The 14,137-nt window shown below is 64.5% G+C and carries 13 protein-coding genes; 6 read left to right on the forward strand and 7 right to left on the reverse strand.

Annotated elements, in window-relative coordinates:
• Window positions 1-1,038 precede the first annotated feature (1,038 nt).
• Window positions 1,039-2,325: an acyltransferase family protein gene (locus EBN03_RS29870; RefSeq protein ID WP_122191511.1), complete on the forward strand. Its 1,287-nt coding sequence runs from the start codon at window positions 1,039-1,041 to the stop codon at window positions 2,323-2,325.
• Window positions 2,326-2,384: 59 nt separating this feature from the next.
• Window positions 2,385-3,212 carry an SGNH/GDSL hydrolase family protein gene (locus tag EBN03_RS29875; RefSeq protein ID WP_122191512.1) on the forward strand — a complete coding sequence of 276 codons (828 nt, stop codon included), beginning with the start codon at window positions 2,385-2,387 and terminating at the stop codon, window positions 3,210-3,212.
• Between the two features lie 34 nt (window positions 3,213-3,246).
• Here EBN03_RS29875 and EBN03_RS29880 read toward each other — a convergent pair whose 3' ends face one another.
• The 6 genes from EBN03_RS29880 to EBN03_RS34365 all read right to left on the reverse strand — a co-directional run bounded on the left by EBN03_RS29880 (window position 3,247) and on the right by EBN03_RS34365 (window position 10,581).
• Window positions 3,247-4,509 carry a GDSL-type esterase/lipase family protein gene (locus EBN03_RS29880; protein WP_233608734.1) on the reverse strand — a complete coding sequence of 421 codons (1,263 nt, stop codon included), beginning with the start codon at window positions 4,507-4,509 and terminating at the stop codon, window positions 3,247-3,249.
• A 582-nt stretch (window positions 4,510-5,091) separates the two neighbouring features.
• Window positions 5,092-6,033, reverse strand: a complete 942-nt coding sequence (locus EBN03_RS29885) for a hypothetical protein (RefSeq protein WP_147471755.1) — start codon at window positions 6,031-6,033, stop codon at window positions 5,092-5,094.
• A 578-nt stretch (window positions 6,034-6,611) separates the two neighbouring features.
• Window positions 6,612-9,257, reverse strand: a complete 2,646-nt coding sequence (locus tag EBN03_RS29890) for a tetratricopeptide repeat protein (RefSeq protein WP_122191514.1) — start codon at window positions 9,255-9,257, stop codon at window positions 6,612-6,614.
• A 16-nt stretch (window positions 9,258-9,273) separates the two neighbouring features.
• The gene (locus tag EBN03_RS29895; protein ID WP_147471756.1) at window positions 9,274-9,660 is read right to left on the reverse strand and encodes a hypothetical protein; all 387 of its coding nucleotides are present in this window, start codon (window positions 9,658-9,660) and stop codon (window positions 9,274-9,276) included.
• Between the two features lie 353 nt (window positions 9,661-10,013).
• Entirely contained in the window at window positions 10,014-10,355 is a 342-nt protein-coding gene (locus tag EBN03_RS33880) for a hypothetical protein (RefSeq protein ID WP_147471757.1), read from the reverse strand.
• Between the two features lie 55 nt (window positions 10,356-10,410).
• A complete protein-coding gene (locus tag EBN03_RS34365) occupies window positions 10,411-10,581 on the reverse strand; it encodes a hypothetical protein (protein WP_158675785.1) in 171 nt (56 codons plus the stop codon).
• A 110-nt stretch (window positions 10,582-10,691) separates the two neighbouring features.
• Between EBN03_RS34365 and EBN03_RS29905 the strand changes: the two genes are divergently transcribed.
• The gene (locus EBN03_RS29905) at window positions 10,692-11,501 is read left to right on the forward strand and encodes an MmyB family transcriptional regulator (RefSeq protein WP_122191517.1); all 810 of its coding nucleotides are present in this window, start codon (window positions 10,692-10,694) and stop codon (window positions 11,499-11,501) included.
• 647 nt (window positions 11,502-12,148) lie between these two features.
• On the opposite strand, the gene EBN03_RS29910 is transcribed toward EBN03_RS29905, so the two are convergent.
• On the reverse strand, window positions 12,149-12,820 hold the full coding sequence (locus EBN03_RS29910; RefSeq protein WP_147471758.1) for a hypothetical protein: 672 nt from the start codon (window positions 12,818-12,820) through the stop codon (window positions 12,149-12,151).
• A 249-nt stretch (window positions 12,821-13,069) separates the two neighbouring features.
• On the opposite strand from EBN03_RS29910, the gene EBN03_RS35350 reads away from it, so the two are divergent.
• From EBN03_RS35350 to EBN03_RS29920, 3 genes are read left to right on the forward strand one after another with little or no spacing between them, the layout of a single operon-like run.
• Window positions 13,070-13,411: a helix-turn-helix domain-containing protein gene (locus tag EBN03_RS35350; RefSeq protein ID WP_233608735.1), complete on the forward strand. Its 342-nt coding sequence runs from the start codon at window positions 13,070-13,072 to the stop codon at window positions 13,409-13,411.
• 9 nt (window positions 13,412-13,420) lie between these two features.
• Window positions 13,421-13,945, forward strand: a complete 525-nt coding sequence (locus tag EBN03_RS35355) for a DUF5753 domain-containing protein (protein ID WP_267899318.1) — start codon at window positions 13,421-13,423, stop codon at window positions 13,943-13,945.
• Window positions 13,942-14,136 carry a DUF397 domain-containing protein gene (locus tag EBN03_RS29920; protein ID WP_122191519.1) on the forward strand — a complete coding sequence of 65 codons (195 nt, stop codon included), beginning with the start codon at window positions 13,942-13,944 and terminating at the stop codon, window positions 14,134-14,136. The genes EBN03_RS35355 and EBN03_RS29920 overlap by 4 nt, the downstream gene beginning before the upstream one ends.
• Window position 14,137: the final 1 nt, after the last annotated feature.

The raw sequence follows: 14,137 nt of genomic DNA on the forward strand, positions 1-14,137 counted from the left end.
GGGCGCAATAGACAGGTTGAAGGTTTCAGATTATTGATTGTCGGCAGATATGAGAGTCCACAAAGCTTTCCTGTGACCAAGATCATCTTCAGTCGGATGACCAGGTGGCCGAGGTCAAAGTCACTATCACCCATACCTATGCCATCTGTCTATGGTGCGACCGAGAACATGGGCGAACGATAGGACAATACGCGCAAGCGACTGCAGATCCATCCCGGGAGATGCGACCTTACCTCTCCCGACCGGCAGGTACCTTGAACTGGGAAGATGGGAAGGGGTCAGGGCAATCGGAGCCTCGCACAGCTCGGCCGGGGGCGCTAATTCCCAGTATTCGAGATGTCAGCTGCCGCCGACGCCGTTTTGTGCTATTCAGGTTTCGCCTTAAGCCTCAGAAAGGCACCGTTGAATCCGCAGAATGGATCGCATGGCACAGCCGCGTCTTCTGTTTGCCCATAGAATTGGGGGCACGCCGATCCAGACATAGGATGATATAGTCCGCTTACACTACTACCCAAGGTTTGTCAGTCTCATGCAGATCTCGTCAGGCTCATTGCGGAAAAGCCGCCCCTCATGGTCGATACTTCCGCGTGGACCGCATTGCCCTCGCGCGAGCCATTTGCCGGCGCGCCTCGGATAGTCGCGCCGATCGTGAGCCTTGCAGCGTATGCATCCCATATCTTCGCGATCGAGAGCCCACAAGCTGGGGTTCGTAGACCCGAGCTGGTTCAGCTATCGATCATCGGCACCCAAGGTATTCGGCTGGTCCGCTGATGCAGCTGGGGGGACAGAACTCGTGGATGGGAACCGGGTAGTTGGTCGGCGCGACCAGGCCGATGGCACCTGGACCGCCGCGCGCCGACTGCCGCGGTGGACGCACCCCGTCGACTGCCAGCACACAGATATGCGCCAGTTGGGCCGAGCCCACTCTGGACTCCCGGTTCGGTCTGAACACCGGTCACTGACCTAGTCGAGACCGATCGACCTCCCACGCGGGCGCCGCAGTGACATGCCGATCAGCAAGTATACGAAGGAAGTTCGATGACTCAGACCATCGCGGCCGACGACGCCGCGCGGGCACGGCCCCTGCCGTCTGTGGCGGAGATCGAGCGCCGCCGGCCCGCACTGCCGTCGCTGACCGGAGCCCGATGGTGGGCGGCATTCGCCGTATTCGTCTTGCACGCCATGGTTTTCCTGCCGGTCTACCCGTTCCAGTGGTCTGCCCTGTTCCGCCGGATCGACTGGTTCGTGCCGATGCAGCTGGGCGCCTGCGGCGTCACCTTCTTCTTCGTACTGTCCGGCTTCATCATCTACTGGTCCTACAAACCCGGCACCGACGTGGTCGGCTTCTACCGCCGCCGAGTCCTCAAGATCTACCCCTCACACCTGGTCGCCATGGCGGCGTTCATCATCGCCACCGGCGGGATCCCGTGGTCACACCTGCACGTATGGTTACCGAACCTGTTCCTCGTCCACACCTGGGTCCCGACCTGGACCCTGGTCGGCGGACTCAACGTCCCCTCGTGGTCACTCGGCGCGGAAATGCTGTTCTACCTGACCTTTCCACTGTTCCTGCCGCTACTGCGCCGAATCCCTTCCCACAACCTGTGGCTCGCCGCGGCACTGATCTTCGTACTCATCGTCGCCCTGCACACCTCCTACTACCTGTGGGTCGACGGCCCCAAGGGCATCACCAATGAGTTCGCACCCAGACTGCGTGCCCCGCACGACGTCTCACCACACTTCGAACCACACGCCGACCCGCGCTGGTTCACCCTCGACACGATGCAGCCACCGCGCTCCTACTGGCTGAGCTACACCTTCCCGCTCACCCGGCTGCCCGAATTCCTGCTCGGCGTCCTCGCCGCCCGGATGGTGTTGGAACGGCAGTGGCGCAACACCCGCATCTGGCCGCCGCTGCTCGCGCTGGCCCTGTCGTTCGCGGCCACCTGGTTCGTGCCCGTCAACTACAAGATGGGCGTACTGCTCCTGCTCCCTACCACCGCGGTGATCGCCACCATGGCAGCCCGCGACCTCGCCGGCATCCGAGGCCTGAACGCCTCGCCGCGAATGATCTGGCTGGGCAACGTGAGCTTCGCCTTCTACCTCGTCCAGTACCCGATCATGGTCGCGGTCACCCGCTTCCTGATCGGCGGCCACTCCTACGGGTTCTGGGGCTGGCTCGGATTCGCGACGCTGTGCCTGGTGCTGTCGGTCGGCGGCGGCGCGCTCGTCTACTACTGGGTCGACCTGCCCATCATGCGCAACTTCGCCCGCAGCAAACCGAAACCGGCGGCCGATGCGCCGCCGGTGGCACGCGCGGCCTGACTGTTTCGGTAATTCCCTGTGCCCCAAGGCACTACAGATCACTAGTTGGATGGAGAGATATGAAGATGCCCGGCAAGCGGCTGGGGTGGATCGGGCTCGCGGTGGTCGCCGCGGCGACACAGCTCGGGACAGCTACAGCAGCCCACGCCGACGAGACAGGCGGTGCCGAGATCGTGACGCTCGGCGACTCCTACTCGTCCAACCCGCAGGTCTGGGATCCCGCCACAGGTCAGTTCGACGGTCTGGGCGAGACCGTGTGCAGTCACAAGCCCGATGCGTGGCCCGGCCAGCTCAGCCGACTGGCCGGAGTGGCGGGCACCAGCGATTTCGTCGACGAATCGTGCAGTGGCGCCGCCCTGCAATCGGACTCGAAGTACACACCGGCACTCGAGGCCAAAGCCGCCGACAAAGTCGGCGCCTTCGGTCCGCGCACCAAGCTGGTGACGCTGCAATTCGGGGTCAACGACACCTGGCCCGACGAGAACTCCGTCACCGGCGAGGTGTACGCCCACGCGCTGTCGAATGTTGTCGCCTACGTCAAGTACTACGCGCCCAACGCGAAAATCGTGATCCTGGGCTATCCGGAGATGTTCGGCCCGGGCTGCGTCGATGTGCTCGGGCTCGGCGAAATCCCGAAGCCGGACGACGCCAGGGATTCGGCCCACATGGATCACCTCGACACCGCCGCGCGTCAGGCAGCACAGCTGCTCGGCGTCGATTTCCTCGACGTTCGCGCGCTTACCGCCGGCCACGGCAGCTGCGCGCCGGACCCGTGGGTGAACGGACTGTTCAACCGGCCGGAGTACCGGCTCGGCTGGCCGTTCCACCCGACCGTGACCGGGGACGCCGTAGTGGCTCAGGCCCTGGCCGCGCAACTCGGCATGTGATCGGACTTCGCGTCACCCGCACGCGACCACGGCCTCAACAGTGGTTCGTGGTGAGAGTTGCCACGTCGACCGCGTCAGCCATCCGCTGATAGCCCGCAGGACTCGGATGCAACCCGTCGGCACTCGCGTACGGTGCCGCCAGCGCCCTCGGGTTCACCGGATCCCGCAGTGCGGCATCGAAATCGACGACCGAGTCGCTGAGCTGCTGGCTGCGGATCCAAGTATCGACCTGCTGTCGGGCGGGCTCTGCGAAAGGCAGTATCCCGCCCGACAGTGTGCCCAGGTGCACACGCAGCCCGGCGGCGCGCAACCGGGCTATCAAGGTCTCGTAACCGGCGACGACCTGATCAGCAGAAGCATAGGGAAACTCCTTCACATCGTTGATGCCCTCCACGACGATCACGTCGGTCACGCCCGCCCGGTCGATGACATCGGAATCCAGGCGATCCAGAGCACTGACTCCCGTTGACGGAATGAGCACCCGGTTTCCGCTGATACCAGCGTCGACCACGGACACCGGAAGCCCGACCGCATCCAGCCTGCGCTGCAGGAAGTCGGGATAGCGGGAGTCGGTGCCGACCAGGTCGAAAGAACCTGGCAGGCCAGCGGTTTCGAAGCCGTCGGTGATCGAGTCACCGAGCGCGACGACAGCCGAGACATCACCCGGCGCGAGGACATCGAGTCCCGACGCGACGAGCACCGCTGTCGTCCGTTGCGAGAAGGCCGCACCACCGACGTCGGCGGTGTGATCGCCCGACCCTGGAAGGGTGTAGTAACTGGTGGCGTTGCCGACCTGATGTTGGGTGAGCAGAGCCGCCGCGCCCGCGGTGTGGAATCCGATAGCGACCGGCTGCCAGGCGGTCACGGTCAGGTCGACGGGGTCGCTCACTATGTCGGTCCCGGGCGCAACAGTCACACCCGCCGCGCCACTGAAGGTGAGCGACCGCAGTGAACCCGGTTGCACCGCAGCTCCATCGGCCTGCGACGCAACGGTGGCCCGCTCGATCGTCAGTGGCACTGACCGGTACCGGTTGCTCAGCCGCACACGCGTTTGTGCTCCCCCGCGATGCGGAGTGACAACCATCCGGTAGGTCTGATCGCCGGCCGCAAAGGTCAGTGTCCCGAACTCGTCCGCAACGCTGACGTTGTCGGAAGGCGCGGCGTACCAGCTGCTCACCCAGTGCGCGGCCGGGCACGCCGCGACCGCGGTCGCGACCGTTGAGGGCAGTCCGATTGCGGCGCTGCAGATCCCGAGCAGTAACGCGGCCAGTAGCCTGTGTATCGAACGCAAGGTCACGCCTTAACACTGCGACCCAGCACACCCCGGAGCGGCGGAGACACGCTATCGGAAGCCATTAGTGATGTCGAAGCGGTCGACGGTGGGTTTCGTTACCGCCCAGAGGGCATTACGAGACCTGAAACGCAGCATCTTCACCGCCCGTACGACACTGAACGCCTCCAGCGATCCGTATCGATCGACGATGCCACCGAGTAAGCGATCCGCCCTCGACCTCTGATCCATCAGTGTGGCCACGTTGCCCCGGACCATCCATGGGAAATCACCCATAGGCCGGTCAGCGGCTACGACGCCCGAGTCGGCCCCGGACGATGTGATAGGCCGGCGCGCACAAGGCCACGCCCTCGACGGCTGTCATATGATCGGCAAGCACCCGGGCCAGCAGGAGCAAGATCACCCCGACCACCGTGATCGCTGTCACGGCCCGGCGAAACAGGAGTGGGTCCGAGAGAATCCGGAACCCGAACCCACGCCACGTCCGAGGGTCGGCTCGCCGCCCTCCCGGTCGCTCCGGACAACACGTCGGCTGGCGCGAATATCTCCGTGATGCCTCTGGCACCATTCGTCTGTCGACGCGTTCCGTCATGGCCGCATTCCAAGCTGGTCGTATTCCCAGCCTCGTTCGACGTCACGATGTTCGAGGCGCAGCCGGGCACTGCCGAGACGGACCTCGCATCGGTCGGACCCGAAGTGCCGAGCGGTGGCGCCCTCGACGCCCGCGAACGGGTCGGTCAGTGCCTGAGCGACGTCCGTGGCGGGAACCGATGAGCGTCCACCCCAGCGAACAACCCATTCATCACCGGTTCCCCAGCAGTAGGTGAACGAACCCGCGTCCTGATCCGGGCGATTCTCCCGACCCCAGATCAGTTCGCGGACAGCCCATTTCTTGTCAGGGTGCGCGAGTCTCATTCGAGCGAGCAGCCCGGATAGCAGGATCTGGACGTCGCTGGTCATGTGTGGCGCAGCTGCCAGGTCGTCGTACTCCCGGGCGGTCAGCTCGCGATCAGGGCGGAGTAACACTTCCTTGCAAGACAAGATCACCGGATGGCATGAGGCGGGGAGTTTCCCGCGCAGGGTATGGGAGACGTATCGGAACGAGATGATGCTGTTGGTGGGCAGGTGCCGTAGTTGCAGCGCTGGATACTTGCCGCTGGTGACCCCATCGACCCGGATGCCGGGGAATCCGTCGAGCGTCTTCGCAAGATGACCCGGCATGTAGGTGAGGATGGCGAAGTCGTTGTAGCGCGGGGAGTACGTGAGAGTGTTTGCCAATAAGCCACGGACATCGCGCCAAGCTCTCGTGCGGGGGTCGCCGGGTTCGATGCAATGATGGGGAGCCATCTCGGTATTCAGTAGCCGAAGGGCGAGCAAGGCCCGCAATCGCAGTTGCTGCTGGTCGCACTCGTCGAGACCGACGTCCTTGCGGCGGATTCCGTGCTGAGCTGCCCACAGTGGCTCACCGGTGTATCGGGCCCGCTCGGCAGTGAGCTGAGCGTGGGTGAAGGTATGGGTCGTCTTGGGCATCACGTGTCTCCATGCTGTCCAGGCGCAGCACAAGGACACGCGCAATTGCGCAGACCGACGCTGTATGTGACTCTTGCAGATTCACGCCTCCGCGTGATTGCCCACTACACGATGCCTGGATAGATCGCGCGGTGGTCGCCTCGGATTCTGCCGCCGAGCAACCAATGTTGTGCGCCACAGGTTACACGGCGGCCAGCCAGGTTGTCGAGACGATGGCGTGTGCTCCACAGACTACTACCGCGAGAACAGTTGACTGACCCTCGTTGGGGTTCAGTGACATTCGGGCAAGATCTGGAATTCCGTCCTCGGGCCGTCGATGACACCGCGACCGACCGCCAGGTTGTTGGCGTGGGGCTACAAGGCCGTGCAGGACCGAAGCAACTCAGACGGGGCGAGCGATCCGGTACAGGTGCTCACTGGCGGCAGCGCACTCGCCTGGCCAGTTCCCGCGCAATTGCCAGACGATTGTGTGACGTCGCGAGAGGCCGCGCTGTTGCGCGCCGCGTGTCACCAGCCCGAACCTTGCTGGAAAGTCGCGCCGGAACTGCCAAGATGCCTGGGTCTGTGACTACTTCGGCCTATCGGGGTTCGGGGTTGCGCTCTATGCCTTCCGGATCGGCTCCGCCGGCTGGAGACGTGGTCAGATCGGGAAGACCCAGTTCGGTGCGACACTGGGCGATTCCCTCGCGAGCGTTGGCGAATTCGAGGCGGCTCTGGATCGATCGCGCGATATCGCTTGCAGCTGTGAACTCTTCAACAGCTCGGCGGTGGTCTCCTGCGAGGACCAGGGCACGTCCGATGTAGTTGAGCGTCACTGCTTCACCCCACCGATTCCCGGTCTCACGGTAGATCTGCAGCGAGCTGCGCAGCGCAGTGGCCGCCAGCTCGTGTGCTCCGAATCCAGCATGGGCAACTCCCAGTTGTGCCAGCGAATACGCCTGTCCTTCCAGCGCGCCGATTTCACGGAACCGCGCCAATGCCTGGGAAATCCGCCCGATCGCACCGCTGTAGTCACCCATTCGTTCGTAGAGGGCGCCGAGCCTGGCCATTCCCTCCGCCTCGCCGCGGCGGTCCTCGAACATGCGGTGCAGGTCGATTGCGCGGGTATAGAGATCAACGGCCTCCCGATGGTTTCCACGGTGGCTGTGGACGTTGCCGAGGCCGATCTGCGCTCTGGCGAAGGAGTTCTCGTCTCCGCATTCTCGGTAGAGGGTGCAGGCTCGCGTGTAGTGCGCGGCCGCCAGGTCGTGGCGACCGGTCTGCCAATAGATGTTGCCGAGGTTCAGTTCGGTGTCGGCCTCACCGCGCAGCTCGCCGATCTCCCGGTACAGCGCCTGGGCGCGGCGGTGGTGCTCGATCGACTCGGTGTGGTTGCCCGTCAGCCGATGAACGATGCCGAGATCGTCGAGAGTGTCGGCGACCCGGCGCAGGTTGCCGGTCTCGCGGTACAGAGTCAACGCGTGGTCGAGCAGCTCCACAGCACCGGTGTAGTCGCCGGTGAACTGCCGCACCATGCCGAGATTCTCGTAGATGTTCGCCTCGCCCAGACGGTTCCCGAGGTCGCGGTAGATCGCCAATGCCTCGTTATATTGCTCGGCGCTCTCGTCGTAGCGACCGGATGCAAAGCAGGTGGTTCCGATGTTGCTGAGGGCGTTGGCCTCACCCAGCCGGTTGCCGATAGCACGGTAAGCGATCAAGGCTGCGGAGTGGTATTCGGCTGCGTCAGCCGGCAGGCCTGAACGTAGGTGCGCAAACCCCAGATTGTCCAGAGCGACAGCCTCACCGAGACGATCACCGAGACGCCGTGCGGTCGTTGCGGCGTGGTGATGAAGCTCTCGTGCGAGCGTCCAGGGCCCGTCCTGATCGAGCAGGCCAGCCACTGCGTCCGCCAACCGCGGAAGGACCGACGGGCTGATGCGGTCGGCATAGGCGAAGCACGCGAGAAGGTTCGGCCGCTCGGTGCGCATCCACACGACCGCGTCCGAGTGCCCGTCGAAGGCCGGTTCGCTCGTCGTGCAATAGCCTTCGTGTGGAACCTTCGGCCCGGGCGACAGGTATCCGCCGGCTTCGACCGCAGTTGTCACGAAGTAGTCCAGCAGACGCTGCATGGCGGCCGCCGCCGGAGCGTCTGCGTCGGGAGTCAGCCGCCGACCGTATTCGCGGAGCAGGTCGTGCACGCGATAGCGACCGGAGTCAGTCTCCTCCACCAGGTGTTCGATGTAGAGCTCTTCGAGCTCGACGCGGACCTGCCGCGCTTCGAGGCCGGTCATCGCCGCTGTCGCGCGAATGTCGATGTCGGCACCGGGATACAAGCAGAGGTACCGGAACAGCGTCTGCCGGACCTCGGGAAGGCTCTCGTAGGACATGCCGAAGGCGACATCGACTGCACGGTCACCGACGCTGAACTCAGCGATTCGTTCTGTCCTGGCACTGAATTCGGCGGCGAGCCCGGCAACCGTCCACCTCGGATGGTGGGCCAGCCTGCCGGCGAGCAGCACGATCGCCAGCGGGAGGTGGCCGCACAGCTGGACGAGCTCCTCGACTGCCGCACGGTCCGCCGCTGTGGTCGACGGTCGGTCAGCCAGGGTGGTGAACAAATCAGCGGCCGGTCCAGGTGCGAGCATGCCGAGGTTGAGCGGCTTGGCCCCGTCGAGCGCGACCAGCCGTCTGCGGCTTGTGATCAACGTCAGGCACTGACTTTCGGTGGGCAGCAGGGGTTCGATCTGAGCAGGGTTTCGGGCGTCATCGAGGACGAGGAGGATTCGCTTTCCGGCGAGTCGGTCCAACCAGAGACGATGCCGCCCGGGCAATGTCTCCGGGATGAGGCGGGGATCGGTGCCGAGCTCGATCAGTAACTCCGCCAATAGTTCCGAGGGATCGACCGGCGCCCGTCCGGGCGTGTGTCCGTGGAGCTCGACGAAGTGCTGGCCATCAGGGAAGTCGCTGGCCAGCAGGTGTGCAATGCGGGTCGCGAGAGCGGTCTTCCCTACCCCGGCCATCCCGTCGATGGTGTAGATGCGCATCGAGCTCGATACGCTGATCGAGTCGAGGATCTGTCCGACTTCGTCGTCGCGTCCGAGGAAGTGGGCGGGGTCGCGGCGCAGGGTGCTGGTCAGCGCCAGTCGCACTGCAGGCGGCTGTCCTGTGGCGACGGTGATATAGCCGTGGTTGCCGCCGGTTACGTTGACCTGGCGGGCGGTGTCGCCGGCCGTGAACTCGGGCACCGGAATTCCTTGACGCTCAGGCCATGTTGATGGTGCCGGTGTTGCCGCCTTGGATATTCACTTGGCGGGCGTCTTCACGGGCGATCGCGACGAACCGGCCGGTTTCATGTAGACCGTCGGCCTCGGCGATCAACAGTTTGAGCTGATCAGCGAATACTCGGTCCACACGTGCCAGTGAGTCAATCGACTCCGCCACCACGCTCTGGGCTGCGGCGGTCGGCTCCTCGCCGAGAGCCGCGAGAGCCGCTGTGCTCGTGGCATGACCGACGAACCTGCGGCTGATGAGTTCGTGTACGCGTTTCACGCCGTCCCAGGTGCTACTGCCGGCGTCCTTCGCAAGTCCTTCACCGAACTTGGAGGCCAGCAACGCAGCCGCTGCGATTCCTATCGACACTGGCTCCACGTGATACCTCCCCGACTCCACCCAAGTATAGGAACCTGCGGTAGCCCTGTGTGGCCCAATATATTTCGTGAGGCCCTCCGCCACGGCTCACGGGCACCGAGGTCGACTTCGGCGACATCACCATCCGCATGCGCGGCGCGCTGGTGACCGCTTATCCGTTCTGATTCCGGATGTCGTTCTCGGGCAAGGCTATCCACCGCCCGTCGCTGTCGCGGGTCAGGAGGCGTTCTTCGAAGGGCATGTGCACGCCGAACGTACGCTCGGCGGTGTCCCGACGGATGCAATCCAAGGCTGCACGCTCAGGACTGCTGCGTCCCTGTCGCGGCCGGGCGATGCGCCGGCTGAGAGCCGGGTCACCGCCTGAAACGCCGCCACGCCGCCCTTGAGCCGCAGAACCCCGACAAGCACGACGGCCACGTCGAGCTCGCGGTGGCGGTCGAGCATGAATGCCACCATAATCCGAAGCTCGGACCGACCGTGGAATTCCTTGCCGTGGAGTGAGGCGCGGCAGCCGTATTCGGTGACGGTGCGTCGTCGAGGGCTTTCTTGATCCACAACCGCAGCGTCTCGTGATGCACGTCGACCATCGGGCCGATCGCGCGGGCGGCGGCGTAGGCGGATCCGTACTCATCGAGCCGTTCCAGAGCCAGGCGCACGGCCTTCTCCCGGACCTCGGGCGGGTAACGCTTCGACATGATGGGGACCATCTTCCTCAAAGAAGGAAGCGGCCCCAAATCCGTGACGGTTCAGTCAGCCGGTGATCAGCCACCCGGTGCTGGAGTCGGGGAACCGGACATGATGCACCGGTCCGAGAGCATGCAGCCGATCGTAGGAGGCATGCGGATCCACCGCGAAGTCGTCGGGCAGATCGATCGGCTCCGGCATCAGTTCGGCTGGTACACAAGCAGTTTCATTCCCCATGACCGGGACGCTATCAGCGGTGCGCCAACTATGCTCCCGGGCGGAAGTACCCCATCAGTGCATACACTCGCACTGTACATACCGACCGACCTGATCAGGATCTGCCGAGGATGGACGCACCCGGAACCCCGACACTGGGGCAGTACCTCACAACGCTGCGACACCGAGAGGAGCGCCGACGACACGAGGTGGGGCTGCTTCTCCCGAGCCGGAAGTTCAGCCGGGAGAAGGCCGCAGGTGAGGCACACATCACCGCGAGCTACCTGACGAAGCTGGAGCGAGACGAAGCCGGACGGGTCGATATCGACATCCTGCGATTGCTGACCAAGAGCTATCACGCCGACGACGCCGAGTGGCGATACGTCTGCGACCTGGCCGGTTACGCCGCGCCCTACGCAACCCTTGCGGGGTTGGAGCCCACGATGGACATGCCGGCACTCGAGGTCTTCCAGGACGCGGTGACCGACATCATGCGATCCGAAATGCACGAGGCCACAAACGATACCGTGGCGTTCTACACCCCCCAACGACGGTTGATCGCAGCGAACCGCGCCTACTTCGAGACGCATCCGACCCACAAGCCAGGCATCTACCTGCTCGAATGGTGTTTCACCAGCGCAGCGAAGGAAGAGATGGTCAACTGGCACGAGGCGGTGGCCTGGGGCGTCGCGTGGCACCGAGGGATCATGGGCCGCTACGGCCACACCACCTGGGCCCAGGAATCACACCGCCGCCTGTGGCAATTCCCCGAGTTCCAGCAGATGTGGGAAGCGAACGAAGTGGGGTACTCACTCGCGATCGCAGCGGAACAGATCGTGCGAGTTGGCGACAGGCAATTCTCCTTGGTGATGGAGAACTGGCAGATGCAACACGATCTCCCCATCATCCGGACCCGGTGCAAACTCAAGCCGCTCACATAGCCCATGTAGCCGTCGCTGAAGCTGTTCAGGTCAATCGCCCAGACAGGCCGGGAGACTTCATCGTCCCCCGCCATGTGTCGGTGACGTCGGTCGCCGACTCCGATCTCGCCACTGATTCGCCTGAACGGCCACGCTGCGGGACAACGCTGTCCCGCAGCCGATCCCGGTGACGCGCGCTACGAGTCGAGACCCTGCCGGCGTGCCTCCTCGGACAGCGCGGTGTAGCCGCTGGTCGTGATCCGCCACTTCGGCGTCCCTGCCGGCGTGACGCGTTCGGCGTAGCGGCGGGTGTGAGATCGGAGATCACTTCGGCCAGGCCATCACTCAGCGCATGCCCCCGGGAGCCGGGCAACAGGCCAGATGCAGAATTCGGCGTTCCTCACTACACCGGCAGGAGTGATCCATACCGGTCGCCGACAGGCCCGGGTCAGATAGGTTCGCGAAACCGTACTCCCACACGGTGATCGCGACCAGATGGTGTACCACTCATTGCAGTCGGTGGCATCCATGAGCCCGGCGATGCCGCCCCTGGTACTGGGATTCGCTGCTTCCGGTGCCGAGATAGGGCATCGCGATGCAGGCGATGATTACCAGCACGCAGGGAACGACGGGAATCAGAAGTTGAGCCATGACCGATGCCCTCACTGTCAATCGCGGGTGAGTGGGGACAGCCTGGTCATCAGTTGGGCCGCATCGGCTTCCGGATCAGTGAGACCGTCGAGAACTTCGAGCAGCAGGCGGGCGTCGGCCCCGACAAGCAGCGGGTGGTCATCGGGCAGAGGCGGAAACGGGATCCCTCGAGCGGCGGCGCGTTCACGGGGTGAACGGGTCTGCGGCGCGACTCTGCCCGCGCGGACCAGCCAGTGCAACGCCAAGGACTTGCGGGGGCAGAGGACGGCCAGACATGCGATGTGCTGCTGCATGATTCGCGACGCCTCGGCCAGCGAAGTGATCGGAGCCGGGTAGGCGTGGGCGGGGTCGGCAGGCGTGGCCGCGGCCCACGTCTCGGGTGGATACACCGTTTCCAGGTCGAGGCTGTCGCAGACCCGCGACGGTGTGTTCCCGACGGTCGCCAGGTCGTAGACGACCAGCGCGGCAGCGTGAATGCCGACCGCGACGCTGACAGCGAACCCAATCGGGTCGGCGTGACCTTCAGGCGGGCGGACGGTGTACACGTACTGGTACCCCAGGCCAATGGCGTGGCGCACCATCTCGGCGGCGTGCCGGGGCGCGTCCGGCCCCGACACCTCGCTGCGCACCAGTCCGATTGCCGTAGGCCGGCACACGCCTGCATCCGCTTGCATGACTTTCGCGTTCATTGTTCCGACGCCTCCGTGTCGATGGGAACGATCCACCGTGGCCACAATGTGTGGAATCCGGCGGCTGCCGAGAGGCGCTGACTGCGGATTTCCCGGCCGCCGATTCCCAGGACATAGGAACGCTGGACGACGGACAATAGGGAACGGATAATCCAAATGGATTGACCCGAAACCCCATGACAATATCCAAAATTCGGGCGAGGGTTATCCACGAAACACGACAACTGCATCCACGGCAGGAGACTCTCCATGGCCGATATCGGCCCCACCATCCCCCGCCGCCAGCTCGGACGCCTGGTGCGCGACATGCGCCAAGCCGCCGGGCTGACGATCGCCGAACTCGCGCACCACATCGAGCGCGGCGCGACCACCGTCCAGCGACTCGAGACAGGCGCTGCCGATCGAATCCGCTTGTGGGACATCGAGGCGATCTGCCAGGTGTGCGGGGCGGACGAGACCACGACCGCCGCGCTCAAAGGGCTTGCCCAGGACGGCAACACCCAGAACTGGTGGCACCAGTACGGCGACCTGATCCCACTGAACTTCGACGTCTACATCGGACTCGAGACCGGAGCCGCCCGGCTGACCTAGTTCCAAGAGCTGGTACCCGGTCTGCTGCAAACACCCGACTACGCGCGAACCCTGATCCGGCTCGCGCACCCCGCCGAACCCGACAGCGAGATCACGCGCCGTGTCGAGATGCGAACCCGGCGGCAAATTCTGCTGACCCGCAAAAAGCCGACCAACTTCGACGTCATCCTGGGCGAATCCGCGCTGCGGAGCGCAGTCGGGAGCCGCCGCATCATGGATACGCAACTGCGGCATCTCGCCGACGCGGGAACGCGAACGAACATTTCGGTCCGGGTGCTGCCGTTCAGGGCCGGGGTTCCGTTGGGCGACCTGACCGGGCCGTTCACCATTCTGGACTTTCCCCAGCCCAAACGCGGAGTCACCGCCGAGCCCCCCGTCGTCTACGCCGAGGGGTACGCCGGAGCCATGTATTTCGAGGACCCGGACGTGGTGGCCCGGTATCGCCAGACGCATATCGCACTGGGGCAGGTAGCGTTGAGCGAGCAAGACAGCAGGCAACTGCTTCGTGATATTGCAAGGGAGTACGCAGAGTGAGCGTTGACGTGCCTAAGGCTCGCTGGTTCAAGAGCAGCCACAGCGGCGGCAGCCAAGACTGCGTGGAGGTCGCGTTCCTCGACGACGGAACGGTGGGCGTGCGGGACTCGAAAAACCCCGCCGGTCCCACGCTGGTTTTCGCACCCGGCGACTGGGATGCCTTCACCGCGGGTGTGGGCGACAAGTTCTGAA

The sequence above is a fragment of the Nocardia stercoris genome, from assembly GCF_003696265.1.
GTDB lineage: Bacteria > Actinomycetota > Actinomycetes > Mycobacteriales > Mycobacteriaceae > Nocardia > Nocardia stercoris.

Bases quoted from the DNA above. Each gene is read 5' to 3' on its own strand.
- EBN03_RS29870 (WP_122191511.1), top strand. From the start codon at position 1,039: ATGACTCAGACCATCGCGGCCGACGACGCCGCGCGGGCACGGCCCCTG.
- EBN03_RS29875 (WP_122191512.1), top strand. From the start codon at position 2,385: ATGAAGATGCCCGGCAAGCGGCTGGGGTGGATCGGGCTCGCGGTGGTC.
- EBN03_RS29885 (WP_147471755.1), bottom strand. From the start codon at position 6,033: ATGCCCAAGACGACCCATACCTTCACCCACGCTCAGCTCACTGCCGAG.
- EBN03_RS33880 (WP_147471757.1), bottom strand. From the start codon at position 10,355: ATGTCGAAGCGTTACCCGCCCGAGGTCCGGGAGAAGGCCGTGCGCCTG.
- EBN03_RS34365 (WP_158675785.1), bottom strand. From the start codon at position 10,581: ATGGGGAATGAAACTGCTTGTGTACCAGCCGAACTGATGCCGGAGCCG.
- EBN03_RS29905 (WP_122191517.1), top strand. From the start codon at position 10,692: ATGGACGCACCCGGAACCCCGACACTGGGGCAGTACCTCACAACGCTG.
- EBN03_RS29910 (WP_147471758.1), bottom strand. From the start codon at position 12,820: ATGAACGCGAAAGTCATGCAAGCGGATGCAGGCGTGTGCCGGCCTACG.
- EBN03_RS35350 (WP_233608735.1), top strand. From the start codon at position 13,070: ATGGCCGATATCGGCCCCACCATCCCCCGCCGCCAGCTCGGACGCCTG.